Origin of the sequence: Tabrizicola sp. (genome assembly GCF_051645465.1) — a bacterium.
Lineage (GTDB): Bacteria > Pseudomonadota > Alphaproteobacteria > Rhodobacterales > Rhodobacteraceae > Tabrizicola.
This window is the reverse complement of sequence record NZ_JBOFBI010000411.1, coordinates 1-19,289: the sequence shown is the minus strand read 5'-3', so window position 1 is coordinate 19,289 and position 19,289 is coordinate 1. Positions and strand designations below refer to the sequence as shown.

The 19,289-nt window shown below is 64.5% G+C and carries 20 protein-coding genes; 13 read left to right on the top strand and 7 right to left on the bottom strand.

Annotation, left to right across the window (positions count from 1 at the left end; all coding sequences use genetic code 11):
• Nucleotides 1-477, bottom strand: a 477-nt coding sequence (locus ACRCSW_RS25090) for an MFS transporter (RefSeq protein WP_438708380.1), incomplete at its 3' end; no start/stop codon positions are given.
• A gap of 141 nt (nt 478-618) precedes the next feature.
• On the opposite strand from ACRCSW_RS25090, the gene ACRCSW_RS25085 reads away from it, so the two are divergent.
• A complete protein-coding gene (locus ACRCSW_RS25085) occupies nt 619-1,437 on the top strand; it encodes a sulfite exporter TauE/SafE family protein (protein ID WP_438708379.1) in 819 nt (272 codons plus the stop codon).
• Complete coding sequence (locus tag ACRCSW_RS25080) at nt 1,431-2,186, top strand: hypothetical protein (protein WP_438708378.1); 756 nt, start codon at nt 1,431-1,433, stop codon at nt 2,184-2,186. Before ACRCSW_RS25085 ends, ACRCSW_RS25080 begins: the two co-directional genes overlap by 7 nt.
• 132 nt (nt 2,187-2,318) lie before the next feature.
• Here the strand turns inward: ACRCSW_RS25080 and ACRCSW_RS25075 are convergent, their stop codons facing one another.
• The 4 genes from ACRCSW_RS25075 to ccmI form a co-directional block, all read right to left on the bottom strand.
• Complete coding sequence (locus ACRCSW_RS25075) at nt 2,319-2,549, bottom strand: DUF1289 domain-containing protein (RefSeq protein ID WP_438708377.1); 231 nt, start codon at nt 2,547-2,549, stop codon at nt 2,319-2,321.
• A 148-nt stretch (nt 2,550-2,697) separates the two neighbouring features.
• Nucleotides 2,698-3,102: a hypothetical protein gene (locus ACRCSW_RS25070; RefSeq protein ID WP_438708376.1), complete on the bottom strand. Its 405-nt coding sequence runs from the start codon at nt 3,100-3,102 to the stop codon at nt 2,698-2,700.
• Between the two features lie 24 nt (nt 3,103-3,126).
• Nucleotides 3,127-3,627: a Holliday junction resolvase RuvX gene (gene ruvX / locus ACRCSW_RS25065; RefSeq protein ID WP_438708375.1), complete on the bottom strand. Its 501-nt coding sequence runs from the start codon at nt 3,625-3,627 to the stop codon at nt 3,127-3,129.
• Nucleotides 3,624-4,829 (bottom strand): c-type cytochrome biogenesis protein CcmI, encoded by a 1,206-nt coding sequence (ccmI, locus tag ACRCSW_RS25060; RefSeq protein WP_438708374.1) that lies wholly within the window; start codon nt 4,827-4,829, stop codon nt 3,624-3,626. Before ccmI ends, ruvX begins: the two co-directional genes overlap by 4 nt.
• Nucleotides 4,830-5,067: 238 nt before the next feature.
• On the opposite strand from ccmI, the gene ACRCSW_RS25055 reads away from it, so the two are divergent.
• The 8 genes from ACRCSW_RS25055 to ACRCSW_RS25020 all read left to right on the top strand — a co-directional run bounded on the left by ACRCSW_RS25055 (nt 5,068) and on the right by ACRCSW_RS25020 (nt 13,185).
• Nucleotides 5,068-6,315: a sarcosine oxidase subunit beta family protein gene (locus ACRCSW_RS25055; RefSeq protein ID WP_438708373.1), complete on the top strand. Its 1,248-nt coding sequence runs from the start codon at nt 5,068-5,070 to the stop codon at nt 6,313-6,315.
• Nucleotides 6,312-6,968 (top strand): hypothetical protein, encoded by a 657-nt coding sequence (locus ACRCSW_RS25050; protein WP_438708372.1) that lies wholly within the window; start codon nt 6,312-6,314, stop codon nt 6,966-6,968. Before ACRCSW_RS25055 ends, ACRCSW_RS25050 begins: the two co-directional genes overlap by 4 nt.
• Before the next feature lie 108 nt (nt 6,969-7,076).
• Nucleotides 7,077-7,826 (top strand): FkbM family methyltransferase, encoded by a 750-nt coding sequence (locus ACRCSW_RS25045; RefSeq protein ID WP_438708371.1) that lies wholly within the window; start codon nt 7,077-7,079, stop codon nt 7,824-7,826.
• A gap of 43 nt (nt 7,827-7,869) precedes the next feature.
• Nucleotides 7,870-8,190, top strand: a complete 321-nt coding sequence (locus ACRCSW_RS25040; RefSeq protein ID WP_438708370.1) for a sarcosine oxidase subunit delta — start codon at nt 7,870-7,872, stop codon at nt 8,188-8,190.
• Nucleotides 8,191-8,359: 169 nt separating this feature from the next.
• Complete coding sequence (locus tag ACRCSW_RS25035) at nt 8,360-11,353, top strand: sarcosine oxidase subunit alpha family protein (RefSeq protein WP_438708369.1); 2,994 nt, start codon at nt 8,360-8,362, stop codon at nt 11,351-11,353.
• Nucleotides 11,346-11,894 (top strand): sarcosine oxidase subunit gamma, encoded by a 549-nt coding sequence (locus tag ACRCSW_RS25030; protein ID WP_438708368.1) that lies wholly within the window; start codon nt 11,346-11,348, stop codon nt 11,892-11,894. Before ACRCSW_RS25035 ends, ACRCSW_RS25030 begins: the two co-directional genes overlap by 8 nt.
• Before the next feature lie 154 nt (nt 11,895-12,048).
• Nucleotides 12,049-12,459, top strand: a complete 411-nt coding sequence (locus ACRCSW_RS25025) for a hypothetical protein (protein WP_438708367.1) — start codon at nt 12,049-12,051, stop codon at nt 12,457-12,459.
• A 126-nt stretch (nt 12,460-12,585) separates the two neighbouring features.
• Nucleotides 12,586-13,185, top strand: coding sequence for a superoxide dismutase (locus tag ACRCSW_RS25020; protein WP_438708366.1), 600 nt, complete (start codon nt 12,586-12,588; stop codon nt 13,183-13,185).
• Nucleotides 13,186-13,240: 55 nt separating this feature from the next.
• Here the strand turns inward: ACRCSW_RS25020 and ACRCSW_RS25015 are convergent, their stop codons facing one another.
• Nucleotides 13,241-13,792 carry a TIGR00730 family Rossman fold protein gene (locus ACRCSW_RS25015; RefSeq protein WP_438708365.1) on the bottom strand — a complete coding sequence of 184 codons (552 nt, stop codon included), beginning with the start codon at nt 13,790-13,792 and terminating at the stop codon, nt 13,241-13,243.
• Nucleotides 13,793-13,885: 93 nt separating this feature from the next.
• Between ACRCSW_RS25015 and ACRCSW_RS25010 the strand changes: the two genes are divergently transcribed.
• Nucleotides 13,886-15,271, top strand: coding sequence for a LysM peptidoglycan-binding domain-containing protein (locus ACRCSW_RS25010; protein WP_438708364.1), 1,386 nt, complete (start codon nt 13,886-13,888; stop codon nt 15,269-15,271).
• Here the strand turns inward: ACRCSW_RS25010 and ACRCSW_RS25005 are convergent.
• Nucleotides 15,235-15,612, bottom strand: coding sequence for an ArsR/SmtB family transcription factor (locus tag ACRCSW_RS25005; protein ID WP_438708363.1), 378 nt, complete (start codon nt 15,610-15,612; stop codon nt 15,235-15,237). The genes ACRCSW_RS25010 and ACRCSW_RS25005 overlap by 37 nt on opposite strands.
• Nucleotides 15,613-15,698: 86 nt before the next feature.
• Here ACRCSW_RS25005 and ACRCSW_RS25000 point away from each other — a divergent pair, with 86 nt between their 5' ends.
• Both ACRCSW_RS25000 and ACRCSW_RS24995 read left to right on the top strand, forming a co-directional pair.
• Nucleotides 15,699-17,546 carry an ABCB family ABC transporter ATP-binding protein/permease gene (locus tag ACRCSW_RS25000; protein ID WP_438708362.1) on the top strand — a complete coding sequence of 616 codons (1,848 nt, stop codon included), beginning with the start codon at nt 15,699-15,701 and terminating at the stop codon, nt 17,544-17,546.
• 103 nt (nt 17,547-17,649) lie between these two features.
• The coding region (locus ACRCSW_RS24995; RefSeq protein WP_438708361.1) for a caspase family protein at nt 17,650-19,289 on the top strand (1,640 nt) is incomplete at its 3' end.

The following is a 19,289-nucleotide window of genomic DNA, read 5'->3' as shown; positions in this document are numbered from 1 at the left end:
GAACGCCAGCAATGCCGACCCCGACAAAGGCGCAAGCAAGGGCGATACGGCGATCACGATCATGATCGTCGACATCATCCGCGTGGCCGAATGCCCGGTCGCAAGGTCGCGGATGACCGCGCGCAGAACGACCATGTTTGCCGCCCCGCCCAGCCCCTGCAGGACACGCCCGAAGATCAGCCATCCAATGCTCGGCGCCACGGCGCAAACGACCGTGCCGGTGATGAACAGCCCAAGGCCGGTGTACAGCGGCGGCTTCCGGCCGGCCTGATCGGCCCAGGGGCCATAGATCAGCTGTGCCAGGCCAAAGGCGATGAAATAGGCCACGATAGTCCACTGCACCGCTTGCATCGTGGTATCGAGATCGGCCTCGATTGCAGGCATCGCGGGCAGGTACATGTCGATCGCAAAGGGGCCAACGGCGGCCACAAGACCAAGAACGACCGAGTACATCGTAAGCGAAAGCGTGCGGGCCATGATCGGCCTTTCTGAACTGAATGGTTTTTGAAGGCGGCCTTGCTACGCCCGATTCCGGCGGAAGAAAAGGGCGCATGGGCACTGGCGGGGCTATTCGCCGACCGATAGCGTGACCACGAACTCATGTCACGGAAATGACGAATGCCCGACCTCCCGACACTTCTGCCCATGCTTGCCGTGCTTCTGGTCATCGGCGGCTTTGCCGGAGTGATCGGCGGGCTTCTGGGCGTCGGCGGCGGCATTGTCCTGGTCCCTGCTTTCTTCTACGCATTCGGGCACCTCGGCTATGGCGGCGACCAGCTGATGCAGGTCTGCGTCGCGACCTCGATGGCGACGATCATCATCACTTCGCTCCGCTCGGTCTCGGCACATAACCGCAAGGGGGCCGTGGATTGGGGCGTTCTGAAAAGCTGGGGCCCGACGCTGGTGATCTCCGCCGCGGTCGGCACCTATGTTGCCTCGCGGGTTCCCTCTGTCGCCCTGCAGGCGGTGTTCGGGGTGCTGGCGGGCCTTGCGGGCCTCTGGATGGCGTTCGGCAGGGATGACTGGCGGCTTGGTGCAGCGATGCCCGGCCAGCCCACCCGCAGCGCCCTTGCAGGGGGCGTCGGCTTCTTCTCCGCCATGATGGGCATCGGCGGCGGCACGTTCGGCGTGCCCCTGATGACGCTCTACAACACGCCCATCCACCGCGCCGTCGCCACCGCCTCGGGCTTCGGCGTCCTGATCGCGGTTCCCGCCGTCCTCGGCTTCCTCCTTCTCCCCGTTGCCGATGCGCCCCCCTGGACGGTCGGCGCGGTCAACCTCCCCGCCTTCCTCGTCGTGATCGGCACCACGCTTCTGACGACGCCCCTAGGCGTGCGCCTGGCCCATGCGATGAACCCTAAACCCCTCAAGCGCGCCTTTGCGATCTTCCTGACGCTCGTGGCCCTCAACATGCTCCGCAAGGTCCTCGGGTGGTAGAAGTGCCTCTAGGAGATCGGGGCTGGCAAAAGCTCGGACCCGATCCCGCGATCCGCGCCTGGGCCGACGCCGCCCGCGCGGTGGCCCTGCAAACCCTGGCCCACAGCGCCGAGCCATGGCGCTGCGGCGGCACCTGGTTTGTCGGCGTCGACGCGCTCCCGAACGCCGCAGATGGCAGCATCGGCGGCACACCCTTCCCTTGGCAGGCTCTGCCTCTCACCCCGGAACCCCTGCGCCAGGCCCAGCTCTCGGTCATCCGCCCCGGCTATCCCCAACCCTCACTGGAAGAAACCCCCGCTGCCTTTGCCTACCGCCGTGACCGCGACGCAGCCCATCTTGACGGCCTCCTGCCCATCGGTCCCACCAAAGCGCGGATGGTCAAGGAACCCCATGCATGGATCCTCGGCCTGCCCTTGAACGACACCAAAGCCTCGCCCCTCGTGCTCTGGGAAGGCAGCCACCGCATCCTCCGCACCGCCCTCCGAAAAGCCCTTACGCCTCACCCACCCGAAACCTGGGGTGACATCGACATCACCGAAGCCTATCAGGCCGCCCGCCGCGAGGTCTTTGCCACCTGCCGCCGCATCGAGCTTCCGGCAAAACCCGGAGAAGCCACGCTCCTCCACCGCCTCACTCTCCACGGTGTCGCCCCCTGGAGGCCCCACGACACCGCCCCACCCGAAGGCCGAATGATCGCCTACTTCAGACCGCAACTCCCAACCGTCGAGGCATGGCTCACCAACCCCTAAGTTGCTCTTTTCGAAATACTCTCTGGGGGTTCGGGGGGCGAAGCGCCCCCGACGGAGACAAGCGGCCCCAAGGCCGCGCAGGCGACCCTAAAGACTTGCGCCGAAGGCGCTCAATTTGAAAACCGCCCGGGCTCAGCGCTCCAGCCGCGCCATCCGGCCGCCGCGCCGCTTGGTCAGCTGCTGGCCGCGTGAGGGCAGCTCCGCCATCACCGCCGCCCGCTCCTCATGCGTGTACTTCGACCACAGCGATATCTCGTCGATAGACCGGTAACAGCCAACGCAGAGCCGTGCGTCGGGGTGAACGACACAGAGCTTGACGCAAGGCGACTCGATCTCGTCGCGCTTCCAGACCTCGTCCTTCACCCGATCAGCCCTTCGTTTCGCCCCGCAACCGCCGGTCGGCCCGGCGCACCCACCCAGATATACCGGGCCGCTGCGGGATCAATCATCCCATTCCGACATTTCCGTGACGTAACCGCCGCCGCGCGTGCCAATTCTGCCGCTGAACCAATCACTCGTCGCACTCCAGCGGGAAGGTCGAACCGCCGCCGGGCCAGAGCGTCAGCCGCGTTCCACCGTTGCTGGAGCCGTCGCCTGAACAGGTCAGGATCGGATGGTTACCCCAGGAATTGAAAACCTCGCACCAAACCTCTTCGCTGCCGATCCGCCCCTCCAGAGAATCCCCAAGCTCACCATCCCCCGGCACCAGCATCCCGGCGTCCGGATTGTCACACATCTCGACCGCCATGCCTCCATCCGCCTCATCGAGACGCACCATCTGGTCCACGAAGCCGTTTGAGCCGACGCCGACCATGCGGAAGCGGCCCTCCATATAGCCGAATTTCGTGTTCAGCCCGTCATCAGCGGCGAGAGGAAGTGCAGTAGAGCAAAGCACCACAGCAACGATCAGACGCATGGCCCCCCCCGACGCGACGCAAGACTACGTTTCGCCACCAAAGCCCCCGCCTGGCTCTCTGGCAAGTCGGGACATCCGGTCCAGAGCACCCTGCAGGATGTAGCCCGCCGCCACCTGGTCGATCACCTCCCGCCGCTTCTTGCGCGAGGCATCGGCCTCCAGAAGCGCCCGCTCGGCGGCAACGGTCGACAGACGCTCGTCCCAATACGCAATCGGCAGCGCCGTAAGCTTCTCCAGATTGCGCGCGAAAGCCTGGGTCGCCTGTACCCGCGGCCCCACCGACCCATCCATGTTCAATGGCAGCCCCAGCACGATCCCACAGGCCCCCCGCGCCGTCAGAAGCTCCAGCAACCGAGCCGCATCCAAAGTGAACTTCTCCCGCCGGATCACCTCGACCGGCGTCGCAACCGACCGCCGCAAGTCCGACAGGGCAACTCCGATCGTCTTGTCGCCAAGATCCAGCCCCGCAACGGCCCGGTTCGGGGGCAGGGCGGCCGCAAAGGCCTCGATATCCGCGCAGATCATGGGTTCAAGCCGCTTTCCATCGCTGCAAGCCTCAGGAACGAAAGCTCCGCCGGCCGGCCTTCAAACCGCACTTTGGCTTCGTCATAGATCGCTTGCGCCTGATCCAGCCGCTCCAGCACCGCCAAAGCCCGGATCAGCCGGTTCCACTCCTCGACCGTGCCGCCCTCGGTCGCCAGCCGGTCCGAGAGCTGTGCCACCATGCCCTCGATCATCACCTGCCGCTCTTCCGCCGACATCTCGCCTGCGGCCTCGATATCGTCGGCCGTCGGCCCCGGCGTTGCAGCTTCGGGCAGGGCGTAGCTCACACCTGCAAGCTCGGCCACCGTTTCTATCCGCTCCCGGATCGAGACAACCCAGGGCGCACCGGGATCGCCATCCTCCGCAATCGGGCGCCAGAAGCGGAACGCCTGATCGAAACGGCCGCCCTGCAGGAACATCTCGCCCACCAGATAGCGCGATAGCTCATTGCTCATGTCACGCCGCAGGCTTTCGCGCAGGCTCGCTTCGGCCTCGGGCGAGACATAGCCCTGCGCTTCGACCGTCAGCGCCAGCGCCAGGTTCGCATGGTCATTCCCGCTCGCCCCGTCACCCAGAACCGCGATCAGCCGTTCCTGCGTGCGCACTGCGGCCTGCAGTTCGCCCGCCTCCAGCCGCTCACGAAACAGCGCTCGCAGCGCGTCGGGATCGGTCAGGGCGCCAAGCTCGGTCGCTAGCGTACCGTCAAGGGCCGCATCGCGCGGCGTTCCAAGCCGCTGAAGCTCGGCCTCCTGTCCGGGCCGTTCCGCTATGCCCGCATCCAGCGCCGCAAGGCGTGGCTTCAGCGCCATGTCGGGATACCCCGGCGCCCCAAGCCCCCAGTAAAGCGCCAGCGCCCCCGGCAGCATCACCAGAAGGATAACTGCGGCAAAAGGTCCGGCGCTGCGCGACGTGGCAGTCACTTCCCCCGCACTGCGCGCCCGGTCCGCCTCGATCACCCGCTTGCCGATCTCGGCCCGCAGCCGCTCGGCCTCTTCCGGCCCGATCGTCCCCCGCGCAAGGTCGCGCCCGATCTCGGCCAGCTGGTCCTTGTAGACCGCAAGGTCGGCTTCGGCGGTTGAAGCAATGGCCGAAGGCTCGGACCCACGCCCCATGGCCCGGACCAGAACCGTCGCCACTGCGCCCGCCAGGCACAGCGCCACCGCCCAGAACCACCAGCCCGTCATCCTGCGTTCGCCCGCCCTTGTGTCCCTTCGCCCCGACATAGTCGTTTGGCCCCCCTCAAGAAAGGGCCATTCCGTCACATCCGCCACCGAGACGGCCCCGGCGAGGGGTCACCAACGACAGCTTGGCCAAATGTCGCAAATTTCCCGATTGTGCCGCTGCCGGGTGCGGCTATAACCCGCAACCGATCCAAGACACATCTGCCGGCATTCCGGCACGCCCGTCCGACAAGAGGCCCCGATGAAGCGCTATTCGGTCTTTGCCATCGCCCGTGAGGCTTTTCGCCATCACCTGGGCTGGGAACGCGCCTGGGCCTCGCCCGAACCGAAGGCCGCTTACGACGCGATCATCGTCGGGGCAGGGGGGCATGGCCTCGCCACCGCCTACTACCTCGGCAAGAACTTCGGCATCACCAATGTGGCCATCCTCGAAAAGGGCTGGCTCGGCGGCGGCAACACGGGCCGGAACACCACGATCATCCGCTCGAACTACCTCCAGGACCCCTCTGCCGCGATCTATGAAAAGTCCCGCGCGCTTTATGAGACACTCAGCCAGGACCTGAACTACAACGTCATGTTCTCACCCCGTGGCGTGATGATGCTGGCCCAGACCCATCACGAAGTGCGCGGCTACCTGCGCACCCAGCACGCGAACGCCCTGCAAGGGGTCGCGACCGAGTTCATCACCCCCCAGCGGGTGAAAGAGCTTTGCCCGATCCTCAACATCGACGGCCCCCGCTACCCTGTCCTAGGCGCCCTCTGGCAGGCGCGCGGCGGCACCGGGCGCCACGACGCCGTGGCCTGGGGCTATGCCCGCGCCTGCTCCGCCATGGGCATGCACATCATCCAGAACTGCGAAGTCAAAGGCGTGCGCTCCGAAAACGGCCAAGTCACCGGCGTCGACACCACCAAAGGCTTCATCGGCACGAAGAAGCTCGGCATGGTCGTCGCCGGCCATTCCGGCCAGCTCGCCGAGATGGCCGGCTTCCGCCTGCCGATCGAGGCCGTCGCCCTCCAGGCCCTCGTCTCCGAACCGATCAAGCCCTGCATGGACGTGGTCGTCATGGCCAACACCGTCCACGGCTACATGTCCCAGTCCGACAAAGGCGAGATGGTGATCGGCGGCGGCACCGACGGGTTCAACAACTACACCCAGCGCGGCAGCTTCCACCACATCGAGGAAACCCTCCGCGCCCTCGTCGAAACCTTCCCGATCATCAGCCGCCTCAAGATGCTCCGCCAATGGGGCGGCATCGTCGACATGACTGGCGACCGCTCTCCCCTCATCTCGAAGACCCCCCTCGGCAACTGCTTCATCAACTGCGGCTGGGGCACCGGCGGCTTCAAGGCCATCCCCGGCTCCGGCTGGGCGATGGCCGAACTCATGGCCAAGGGCGAACCCGGCCCGCTCGCTGAGGCCTTCAACATGTGGCGCTTCAAGGAAGGCCAGTTCATTGATGAGTCAGTAGCGGCGGGGGTGGCGCATTGATGGATATCGGAAAATTCAACGCGACTAACTTGACGAACGGGCCTCTGCACCTGGGCGCATGGTGGCGACCGCTTGCTCAGAAACCGTGTGATATCGAAATGCCGCGAGCTTACGCAGCTACAATTACTGCCCCTGTTTGGGGGCAGCTTTACAGCCCGACAGGCCAAGACACTTTCCAGCTTTGGTATGACGGGTGCTTTTGGGACGAGAGAGAGATCGATCCCGAATCTGATATTCCGCTCACATTCATGCGCGAACAGTGGACACGCAACAAGCTGATCGCGAGAAGCACCGATGGCCTTTCAGAGATCGTGGTGTTCGACGAGATGGAGCATGGCTTGCAACCTCTTTCGGGCGATATGGAAAGATTCATATCGGGCAATGGCGGTGTTTTCGAGAAATTCTCCTGGAGCGGCCAGGACACTTTTCGGGTCTATGTCGCTGTCAGTTTCCCTCGGGATTTTGAGGCTGCCCAGTCAGCGGATACGCCGCTCCCCGATCCTGATGACGATGGTGTCTTCCGATACCTGGAAAAAGTCGGGGGCAAGACAGAGTACTCCATGGCGGAAATGCGGCTCGCTGCCTTCAGCTTTCTCTGGCTGTGTGTCGAGAAAAACGGTGAGCGGCGTTGTGTCCTGGACTGGCCGTTTTGAAGGTGCGGCGATGATCACTCATTTGGGCGAGTATACTCGAACCGACATGCACCATCACAAGGAAGGCCAGTTCATTGACGAAGCCGTCCTCGCCGGGGTGGTGCACTGATGCGCGACCTCGGCCCATATGTGCCGAAACGGGCGTACAAGCTCAACGCCCCGATCATGGGCATGCTCCTGAACGGGGTGCATGACCGGCACGAGGGCCGTGTCTTCGTCCTGCAGGTCGGCGCCGGCAACGGCGAGGCGGGCGTCCCCTTCCTCCAGCGCTTCCGCGACGACGGCTGGTCGGGCCTCCTGATCGAGCCCCTGCCGCAGAACTTCGCCCAGCTCGACGCGCTGCACGCCGAAAGCGAGCGGGTGGCGGTGCTGAACCTCGGCATTTCCGATGTGTCTGGCAATCTGATCCTCCACACGCTTACCCCCGAAGCGGAAGCGCGCCAGCGCCGCACCCCTCGCGGCCGGGCCTCCTTAAGCCGGGACCGGATCGCAAAGCCCGGCATCGCTGATGACGAGGTCATTGCTACGGAAGTGCCTTTCCTCAGGATGGAGACAGTTCTGCAGGAACTTGGCGTCGACAGCGCCCAAGTGCTGGCCATAAACGCCGGCGGCCACGAAGAGCAGGTCTTGCATAGCTTTGGCAGCGCCCGGCTTGACCCCTCTCTCGTCTTCATCGATTCGGTGGCTGAGGCAGCTGCCGATGCTCCCTGCATTGCCGCACTCGAAAACGCTGGTCTTCTGCCGTTCCGCGTCGAAAAATGGCTGGTCGGCATCGCCCCCAACCGACTTTCCGTCCCCCTGGACGAGCTCCTGATGTTCTTCCGGAAAGGCGTAGGAGAGAGGCAGGAAGACGAATGACCTCGCGCCTAACCCCACATGCCGCCACCTGGGAATGCCCGCCATGCTGATCCTCGAATGCCCCTACTGCGGCGTGAAGGCCGAAGAGACCGAGCTTTCGCCCGGCTACGAGGCGCATCTCAAACGCTTCGGCCCCGGCTCCTCGCCCGAGGAGTTCGAGGCCTACATGTTCGCGCGGAAGAACCCCAAGGGCGTGCATTTCGAACGCTGGCGCCACACTTACGGCTGCGGCAAATGGTTCCTCGCCGCCCGCTGCACTGCAACGCTGGAGGTCTTCGGGACTTACCCCGCGCAAGTCTCCGAACCCCCGCCCGAGATCATCGCGAAGATCAAGGCCCGCCGCCCGGATTGGACACCTAAATGATGCGCCAGCCCCCCCACCCATCCTCCCCCACAAGGGGGGAGGGGCCTGTTGCGCCAAGCCGCGCCGACGGTGCCCGTTCTGACAGCACGCTGCCACCCCGCGCCTCCCTCCCCCCCTGTGGGGGAGGGCCGGGGAGGGGGGGCTCCGACCAAGCCGCAGGAAGAAAGCCATGAGCACGCGCCTCGCCAAGGGCGGCCGTCTGATCGACCGCACGGCACCCGTCGAATTCTCCTTCAATGGCAAGCGCTTGCGCGGCTATCAGGGCGACACGCTGGCAGCCGGCCTTCTGGCAAATGGCCAGATGCTTGTCGGCCGCAGCTTCAAATACCACCGCCCGCGCGGCATCGTGGCCTCCGGGCCCGAGGAACCGAACGCGCTGGTGAACCTTGGGCAAGGCGCGCGGCTGGAGCCGAACCAGCGCACCACTACGACCGAGCTTTTCGACGGTCTCGAAGCCACCAGCCAGAACCACTGGCCCAGCCTCGAGTTCGACGTCGGCGTGCTGAACAACACCGCCGCCCGCTTCCTGCCCGCGGGCTTCTACTACAAGACCTTCATCCACCCGCGCCCGTTCTGGAAGCACGTCTTCGAGCCGATCATCCGCCGCTCGGCGGGCCTCGGGAAAGCGCCGACGCAAGGTGACGCCGACCGCTACGAACAGGCCTATGCCTTCTGCGATGTGCTTGTCGTCGGGGCAGGGGTCGCGGGCCTTCTGGCCGCAAAGACTGCCGCCGAAGAAGGCGCGCGGGTCATCCTCCTCGAACAGACCGCACAGCTTGGCGGCCGCGCCCCGGTCGATGAGACCGAGGTCCAGGGCAAACCTGTCGACACCTGGCTCGACGCGATGGAATCCGACCTCCGCGCCCGCGACAACGTCACGATCCGCACCCGCACCTCAGCCGCCGGGGTTTATGACCATGGCTACGTGCTGGCCGACGAACGAGTTGCAGACCACACCCCCGGCGACGGCCGCCCGAAGCACCGCCTCTGGCGCATCCGGGCCGGTCGGATCATCACCGCAACCGGCGCCATCGAACGGCCCCTTTCCTTCGCAGGCAACGACATCCCCGGCGTCATGCTGGCCGGTGCCATCCGTGATTACGTGACGAACTACGCCGTCTCGCCCGGCGACCGCACCGTTGTCGTGACCAACAACGACAGCGCCTACCTGACCGCCCTCGCGCTCAAGGCCGCTGGCCTCGAAGTCCCCGCGATTCTCGACGCCCGAGAAGCTGTCACCGGTGCGCTCCCCGAGGCCGCACACGCCGCCGGAATCCGCGTCCTCACGGGGCGCGGTATCGCATCGGTCAAGGGCGGCAAGCGCGTCACCGGCGTCGCGATCTGCGCCCAGGCGGGCGAGGGCGCGGTGCTGCAGGAAATCCCCTGCGAGGCCGTCGCCATGTCGGGCGGCTGGTCGCCCGTGGTGCACCTGTGGAGCCATTGCGGCGGCAAGCTTCTGTGGGACGAAGCGATCTCGGCCTTCGTACCCGATCCGGCGCGCCCGCCTTTGAACCACGATGGCTCCGCCATGGTCGAGGTCGTGGGTGCGGCCGCCGGCCATCTCGATCTGCGGGCGATATCCGAGGCCGCCGTCTCCCCGCGCGTAGAGACGAAAGGAAGACGGAAAGAAGATGAAAAGAAGATCGTCAAGACTTCGGTAACCATCCCCCCCGTCTGGGTCATGCCGCAGGGTGCGCCTGTCGCTTTGCGCAACAAGATGTGGTTGGACTACCAGAACGACGTGAAGGTCTCGGACGTCCAGCTTGCGGCGCGCGAAGGCTATCTCAGCGTCGAACACACCAAGCGCTACACTACCTTGGGCATGGCTACAGATCAGGGGAAACTCAGCAACATCAACGGACTCGCCGTGCTTGCTGATGCTTTGGGTCAAGAGATCCCGCAGGTCGGCACCACGACTTTCCGCCCGCCCTACACGCCCGTCACCATCGGCGCTCTGGCAGGCGAGTCGCGGGGTGAGATATTCCAGCCCCTGCGCCGCACGCCCTTGCACGAAGCGCATGAGAAATCAGGAGCTTACTTCGAACCCGTTGGCCTCTGGCGCCGCCCCTACTGCTTCCCTCGCCCCGGCGAAACCCACGAACAGGCCGTCCACCGCGAGGTCCTGAACACCCGCCAGAACCTCGGCCTCCTCGACGCCTCGACGCTCGGCAAGATCATCGTCAAAGGCCCGGACGCGGGCCGGTTCCTCGACATGCTGTATACCGGCGTGATGAGCACGCTACCGGTAGGCAAATGCCGCTATGGCCTCATGTGTAACGAGCAGGGGTTCCTCTCGGACGACGGCGTCGTCGCCCGGATCGACGAGGACACCTGGCTTTGCCACACAACATCTGGTGGCGCCGACCGTATCCACGCTTGGATGGAAGACTGGCTTCAGTGTGAATGGTGGGACTGGCAGGTCTACACCGCGAACGTTACCGAACAGTACGCCCAGGTCGCCATCGTCGGCCCGAACGCACGGAAACTCCTGCAAGTCCTTGGCGGAATGGACGTTTCCAAGGAAGCGCTCCCCTTCATGCAATGGTCGGACGGCACTTTGGCCGGCTTCCCGGCACGGGTCTACCGGATCAGCTTCTCGGGCGAGCTTTCCTACGAAATCGCCATCCCCGCCAGCCACGGCGCGGCCTTCTGGGCGGCGTGCAACGAGGCTGGAAAAGCTTTGGGCGCAATGCCTTACGGGACTGAAGCCCTGCATGTGATGCGCGCCGAAAAGGGCTTCATCATGATCGGGGATGAAACTGACGGTACGGTGATACCCCAGGACCTCGGCCTCGACTGGGCGATCTCGAAGAAGAAGACCGACTACCTTGGTAAACGCGGGCAGGAAAGATCCTACCTCGCCAACCCCGACCGCTGGAAACTCGTGGGATTTGAAACCCTTGACGGCTCGGTCATCCCCGACGGCGCCTATATCATCGCCGATGGGATGAACGCCAACAACCAGCGGAACACCCAAGGCCGGGTGACCTCGACCTACTATTCCCCCACCCTGAATCGCGGCATCGCAATGGGCCTTTTGAAACAAGGCCCTAGCCGGATGGACGAGGTGGTAGAGTTCAATACGGTCGCCGGCGGAACCGTGAAAGCACGGGTCTGTGACACCGTCTTCTACGACAAGGATGGGGAGAAGCAGAATGTCTGACCCGATCTCCGCACTGAAGGGCGCAAGTTTCCAGGGTTTCGCTACCGTCCGCGAAATCGGCCCTGTCGGTATGGTAACTCTGCGCGCCAAAGATCTGAAAACGCTGGACAAGGCGATCAAGGCCGCCGTCGGCACCAAGATCCCCGCGCAGCGGCGGATCGAGATCAACGGCGACAAGGCCTGCGGCTGGATGAGCCCCGACGAATATCTCCTCGTGATGCCCTATGCCGAGGTCGCGAAAGCCCTCGCCGCCATCGCCAAGACCCTCACCGGTCAACACCACCTTGCGGTCGACGTCTCCGACGCCCGTGCCGTCTTCCGGATCGAGGGCGAGAAGGCTGCGGATGTCCTCCGCAAGCTCTCCCCCGTGGATTTCGACAGCCTTCAGCCCGCCGAACTCCGCCGCACCCGCGCCGCCCAGGTCGCCGCGGCCCTCTGGCAGCAGGACGGCGGCTTCACGCTGGTCTGCTTCCGCTCGGTCGCGGGCTATGTGATGGGGCTCCTGACGCACTCGGCCCAGCCGGGGTCAGAGCTGGTATGAAAACCTGACCCACCGCGGGTCAAGGGGTCTGTGCAAGCAATTCCAAACACTTGCCTGCTAACGTACACAGACTGTTAACATTTTCGCGCCAATTCGGACTTGACGCTAGCTACCCTGGTCGACACGGTGAGCTAGGTTCAACCCGGGGTAAAAAATGGTTCTTCGTCCTCTCGCTGCCGCTGTAACAGCACTTCTTGCGTTTGCCCTGCCGTCCCATGCCCTGACGCTTGAGTGCAGGATTCCTACTTCCAGTTCGGGCGGCGGCTACATCACAGAGTTGTATGTGTTCCAATACGATGAGGCTGCACAGAAGGCGTTGGCCTCGGATGGGCTGATCCTGTACTACAACGACGATCAGCCAGTGCCGGCTAAAGTTTCCGCCGATACGGCCAACAAGCTGGTGCTGAGTTGGAAGGTCCAAATGACGAACAGCACTGGTCAAATGACGAATATGCAGTACCGCGCCGCTTATTTCAAAGCGGACAAGTCAGTGACGATCCGGGCAACGCCAGGCGGGGGCTATACCAATAGCTTTGAGGGCCGTGGGAAGTGTAAAGCAGTTTGATCGCGTTAAGTCCTGCTGAACGGCCCGTGCAAAGATAGCTGAGAGTTGGCCATGGAAGCCTTGACCTTCCGGTCGTGAAGGCACTTATTCCGTTGGAACGCTTTCCCACCCAACAGGAGCACCGCCATGGCCTTCACGCTTCCCGATCTTCCTTACGCCCACGACGCCCTGACCGCACTCGGCATGTCGAAGGAAACGCTGGAATACCACCACGACCTGCACCACAAGGCCTATGTCGACAACGGCAACAAGCTGATCGCCGGCACCGAGTGGGAAGGCAAGTCGCTGGAGGACATCGTCCGGGGCACCTACCAGGCGGGCGCGGTTGCCCAGAACGGCGTCTTCAACAACGCCTCGCAGCACTGGAACCACAACATGTTCTGGGGCTGGATGGCGCCTGGCGAAAAGAAGATGCCCGGTGCGCTTGAGAAGGCGCTGACCGACTCCTTCGGCTCGGTCCAGAAGTTCAAGGATGACTTCGCGGCCGCCGGCGCGGGCCAGTTCGGTTCGGGCTGGTGCTGGCTTGTGAAAGACAAGGATGGCGCGCTCAAGGTCACCAAGACCGAAAACGGCGTGAACCCGCTTTGCTTCGGCCAGACAGCCCTTCTGGGCTGCGATGTGTGGGAGCACAGCTACTACATCGACTTCCGGAACAAGCGCCCCGCTTACCTCACCAACTTCCTGGAAAAGCTGGTGAACTGGGAAGCGGTTGCCGCCGGGCTCTAAGGGCTCCGACCATTGAACAAAGGGCCTGTGGACATCACCGCAGGCCCTTCTTCGTTCAAACCAACGCAGCTTTCAGCGCCACCTCCAGCGCCCCGACATCGGCCAAGCTCTGGAAATGCCCCTTCAGCGAGGGATCGGCGAAGCCCTCGGCCACGACATGGTCGATCAGGCGCAGCAGCGGCTGCCAGTAGCCCTCGACGTCCAGAAGCAGGATCGGTTTCCGGTGCAGCCCGATCTGCGCCCAGGTCAGGACCTCGAAAAATTCGTCCAGTGACCCGGCACCCCCTGGCAGCACGGCCACGGCATCGGAGTTCATGAACATGACCTTCTTCCGCTCATGCATGTCCTCGGTCACCACCATCCTCGCCATATCCCGATTGCCGCGCTCGCGGCCAAGCAGGTGAACCGGGATGACCCCCAGCGTCGGCGCCCCTGCCGCGATGGCGGATTGCGCGACCTCGCCCATCAGGCCCACATCGCCCGCGCCGAAAACCAGGCGCCAGCCATTCCGCGCGATCATCTGGCCCGCGGCTTGGGCGGTACCGGTATAGGCGGGGTTCCGGCCGGAACGAGAGCCGCAAAAGACGCAGACGGATCTAAGGGACATGGAAAGGCCTGAAAAAGGTTGCTTTGCACCCCCATATAGAGATTCCTGATAACAAGAAAAGCAAAGCGGCGGGGACGCGCTAAGGAGACGTGGATGTCGGCATGGAGCGCTTTGGACCGGGGAACACGGGTCCTGATCCTGCTTCTGGTTGGGGTGTTGGCGGCCGGGATCGGTTATCTGGGCTGGCAGATGTCACGGTCGGACCCTGTTGCGGTGTCGGCTGATCCGCAGCCCGCTGTGACGGTCGCGGAGACTGCTGCAACCGAGACGGCAACCGCGGCGGCCACGCCAGAACCGGCCCCGGAGCCAGTGCCAGAAGCCGCGGGCTCGCCGCCCGTCATCGACACCTGGCGGGTAACGGCTGAGGGCGAGGCCGTGGTCTCGGGCAGCGCCGATCCGGGAGCGAAGATCGAGGTTATGGTCGATGGGTCGGTGGTCGCAGGCGGCGAGGTCGCGGCGACCGGCGAATTCGCGCTCCTCTTCACGCTTGCACCGAACCCCAAACCCAGCCTGATGTGGCTGTCGATGACCCCGTCCGGCAAGCCGGCGATCGCTTCTGCCGAGATGGTGGCCCTTGGGCCAATCGAGGGCCCGAAGCTTGCCGCAGCGGAAGCACCTGCAGCAGCCGACGAAACGCCCGAGGCCCCGGAAGTGGTTGCCGCAGCCGAAGAACCAACTGCGCCACCAGCGCTTCTGTTGTCCCAAGACGGCGCGGTCGTACTGCAGGAGCCGGCGCCAGAAGCGCCCGCAACCCGTGCAAACGTCATGATCGACACGATTTCCTATACGCCCGAAGGCGAGGTCCAGATTGGCGGGCGCGGGCTGCCGGGGGCGGCCCTGCGCCTTTATCTCGACAACGCCGAAAAGCTGACCCTGCAGGTGCCCGAGACCGGACTTTGGGTGACGACGCTGCCCGACACCGCCCCCGGCATCTATTCGCTGCGGGTGGACCAGCTCGATGCCGAAGGCAAAGTGACATCGCGCTTTGAAACGCCGTTCAAGCGTGAAACGCTTGAGGCCCTGGCAGCGGTAGCTGGCACGGCTGCCGCGCCCGAACCGTCAGCGCCCGAACCGTCAACGGAAGAGGTGGCGGCTCTGGCTGAGGCTCCGGTCGCGGCAACCGCTCCGGACGTGTCCGCCGTCCCGGAACCTCCCGTCTCGGAAGAAGTGGCGGCTGACGAGCCCGGCAGCACTGAAGCCGTCCCCACACCGGAGGCCACGACCGAGGTCGCCGAGGCGCCCGAACCCGCCGAAGTGCCGGTCGAGCCCCAAGCCGATTCGGAGACCGTCGCTTCAGCGGCGGCGCCGGTCACGATCACGGTTCAGCCGGGCTTTACGCTTTGGGGCATCGCGCAGGAGGCGATGGGCGACGGGGTCATGTATGTGCAGGTCTTCGAGGCCAACCGCGACAAGATCAAGGACCCCGACCTGATCTATCCGGGTCAGGTGTTCTCGATGCCCGGAACCGCCTCACCCTGACTGACAGTGCAGGCCGCGCTTCGGCGACCGTGCGAGCACGCAGCCAGAACCTCGGGGTTCTCGCAACAGCAGTCGTTCAGGACATACGAGATCGTCTGGCCGATCCCGGACGGGTCGACGCTGTAAAAGACATTGCGCGCAACCTTGCGCGACCGTAGAAGCCCCGCCTGTTCCAGCGCCGAAAGGTGAAACGACAGCCGCGGTGCCGCAATGCCAAGCGTTTCCGCGATCTGGCCCGCGGGCATGCCTTTTGCACCCTGCGGGGTCAGCAGGCGGATCAGGTCCAGCCGCGTTTCATGCGCAAGCGCGGACAGGGCGGCGAGGGCTTTACTTCGTTCCATTGTTCAACTATTCAAGAAGCCTTGAATTGACACTACCCGAACCCAGGCCGCCGCGCAACCGCTCATGATCGGCCCCAGGAAAGACAATGCGACGCACCACCTTGACTGCCACCTCCGCTGACAAAGGCACCAGGCCCGCAGCACCCCTCACAACCCTGCGCCGCGTCGTGCCTTATCTCTGGCCGGAAGGGCAGCCCTGGGTGAAGCGCCGGGTTGTCATCGCGCTCGCGTTCCTGCTCATGGCGAAACTCGTCTCGGTCTCGACCCCCTGGCTTTACAAGTTTGCGGTCGACCACCTGGCAGGCGAGGCGCCCGATACGGGCATGCTCCTCGGTCTAGGGGCGGTGGGTCTTGTCGTGGCCTACGGACTGGCGCGCCTCGGCGCGATCGTCTTCGGCGAGCTGCGCGATGCGGTCTTCGTCCGTGTCGGCCAGCGCGCGATCCGGCGGCTGGCGATCGAGACGTTCACCCATATCCACCAGCTTTCGCTGCGCTACCACATCACTCGCAAAACCGGGGGCCTTTCCCGGATCATCGAACGCGGGGTGAAGGGCGTCGACTTCCTCCTCCGGTTCATGCTCTTTTCCATCGGCCCGCTGATCCTTGAACTGACCATGGTCGCGGGCATCTTCGCCTGGGTCTTTGGCTGGCAATATGCGGCCGTCGTCATCGTCACGATCACGCTTTACGTCCTCTTCACGTTCAAGGTCACCGAATGGCGCGTGAAGCTCCGGCGTGAGATGAATGACCAGGACACGGATGCGAACCAGAAGGCCATCGACAGCCTCCTGAATTTTGAAACCGTCAAGTATTTCAACGCCGAAGAACGCGAAGCTAACAGATACGACGGCGCCATGCAGCGCTATGAGACAGCGGCCGTGAAGACCGGCCTGTCGCTCAGCTTCCTGAACATCGGGCAGAGCTTCCTGATCACCTCGGGCCTCGTCATCGTCATGGCGATGAGCGCGCTTGGCGTTCAGGCGGGCACGCTGACCGTGGGCGATTTCGTCATGGTCAACGCCTACATGATCCAGATCACCATGCCGCTGAACTTCCTCGGCACCGTCTACCGCGAAATCCGCCAGGCGCTGGTCGACATGGGCGAGATGTTCGGCCTTCTCGGCCAACCCGCCGAAATCACCGATGCGCCCGACGCCAAACCGCTCGCCGTCCGCGGCGGCGAGATCACCTTCGACGAGGTCCACTTCGCCTACGAACGTGAACGCCAGATCCTGCACGGCATCAGCTTCCGCGTGGCCCCGGGTGAGAGGGTCGCACTGGTCGGCACCTCCGGCTCGGGCAAGTCGACCATCGGGCGGCTTCTGTTCCGCTTCTACGACATCCAGTCCGGCGCGATCCGGATCGACGGGCAGGACATTCGCGACGTCACGCAAACCTCACTGCATCAGGCCATCGGCGTCGTGCCGCAGGACACCGTCCTTTTCAACGACACGATCCTTTACAACATTGCCTATGGCCGCGCCGACGCCACCCGCGAGGATATCGAAGCCGCCGCCAAGGCCGCCAAGATCCATGACTTCGTGGCGGGCCTGCCGGACGGTTACGACACGACCGTCGGCGAGCGCGGGCTGAAGCTTTCGGGCGGCGAAAAGCAACGCGTCGGGATCGCCCGGACGCTTCTGAAGAACCCCCCGATCCTGATCCTGGACGAAGCCACCAGCGCTTTGGACACCCAGACCGAACGCTCGATCCAGGAGTCCTTGCGCGAAATGGGGCAAGGCAGAAGCGTCATCATGATCGCCCACCGCCTTTCCACCATCGCCGACGCCGACCAGATCATCGTCCTGGAAAAGGGCCATATCGTCGAACAGGGCCGCCATGAGGAACTTCTGGCCCGCAACGGCCGCTATGCCCAGATGTGGGAACGCCAGTCCGCCGAAGACGAGAGCGAACCCGAGGAAGAAGCCGCCTGAACCCGACCTCGCAACACCGTGAAGTCGCCAAGATGACAGGCTTTTTCCTTTGACCACCCGGTCAGGTTTCAGCATTCTTCCGCCCATTGCGAAGGAGTAGGCGATGCTGCGGCGTCTGGGTCTGGTTCTGATCCTCTGGTTTGGCGTGGCAACGGCCGCGCTGGCCGAAAAGCGCGTGGCCCTGATCATCGCCGCCGAGGACTATGACTTCATCCGCCCGCTCGCCAACCCCGCGAACGACGCGCGGGCGATGGAGGACATGCTTGAAAAGCTCGATTTCGAGGTCTTCGTCGAGACCAACCGCGACTTGAAACGCACCCGCCGCGCGCTCGAGGATTTCAAGGAAGATGCCAAAGGCGCCGACGTCGCGCTCCTTTTCTTCGCCGGTCACGGCGTGGCGATAGATGGCGTCAATTACCTCCTCCCGACCGACGCCGATGCCTCGTCCTCGGCCAAACTGGCCGAAACCTCGCTGCCCCTGTCCGAGGCGCAGGAGGTGATGCGCTCGGTCGCCCCCGCCGTGATCATCCTTCTCGATGCCTGCCGGGACAACCCCTTCACGGGCGGCGGGAAGGACGGCAGGGGCGCCGCAGCACTTGCAGACGATCCTCCAGAGGCCCCGAAGCCAACGCCCGGCCTTGGCCGTATGGGCAGTGCCGAGGGTGTGGTCTTTGCCTTTGCGACAGCGCCGAACGAAACCGCCTCGGACGGCGACGGCACCAACTCGCCCTTCACCGCGGCGCTTGTCCGGCACTTCCCGACCGCGGGCGTCGAAATTCGCACGGCCCTGACCCTGGTCCAGCAGGACGTCTACGACCGCAGCCGCGGCAAACAGCTCCCTTACGTCGAAAGCGGCCTGCCCGAGCAGGTCTTCATCACCGGCCAGGGCGCGCAGACCGAACGCGACCAGCTTCTGATGGCCATGGCCAACCTCACCCCCGACATCCGCTCCGAGGTCGAGACGCTGGCAACCGAGCGGAACCTGCCGCTTGCGCCCCTTTACGCAGCCCTCCTGTCCGCCGACCTTGAAAGCCAGACGCCGGAAGAGCGTGCGGCCATGCTGATCGAGGCGGCGCAGTCCTACGAACAGTTCCAGACCGAACTGCAGCGCTTCCAGTCCGACGATCCCCGTGTCGCCGACCTTCGCGCCCGCGCCGAGGAACAGCTGACCCTCGGTGCCTTCGACGCCGCCCGCTCGCTTCTGACCGAAGCGGCCGAGATCGACGCGACCGCCCGCACCACGATCCGCGAAACCTACCTTTCCCGCACGCTTTCCGAAGCGGCAACCCATGTGCTGAACGCCAACGCCGCACAGACCGATCTGCGCTACGATCTGGCGGTGTCGGACCTTCTGAAAGCCACCGCGCTTTATGCCGAGGTCGCGAACGACGATCTGGATCGTGAAACCCAGTTCGCCTACGTGGCCGCTCTGACCCAGCTGGGCGAGCTGCAGCTCGTCTCGGGCAATACGGAAGGTGCCTATCGCGTCTATGCGGAACGCAGCGCTTATGCCCAGGTCCAGTTCGAAGCCGACCCGACGGATGTAGAATGGGTCCGTGAGCTCGTGTGGTCGCTGAACGACCTTGGCAGCGTCCTGCAGCAGCAGGGCTACCTCGGCAAGGCCGAGGACGCCTACGCGAGCGCGCTTGAATTCACCGAATGGCAGGCTGACCAGCTGCCCGACGATGTCGATCTGATGCGGGACCGCCAGGTCGCGCAGAACCGGGTCGGCACGATGCGGCT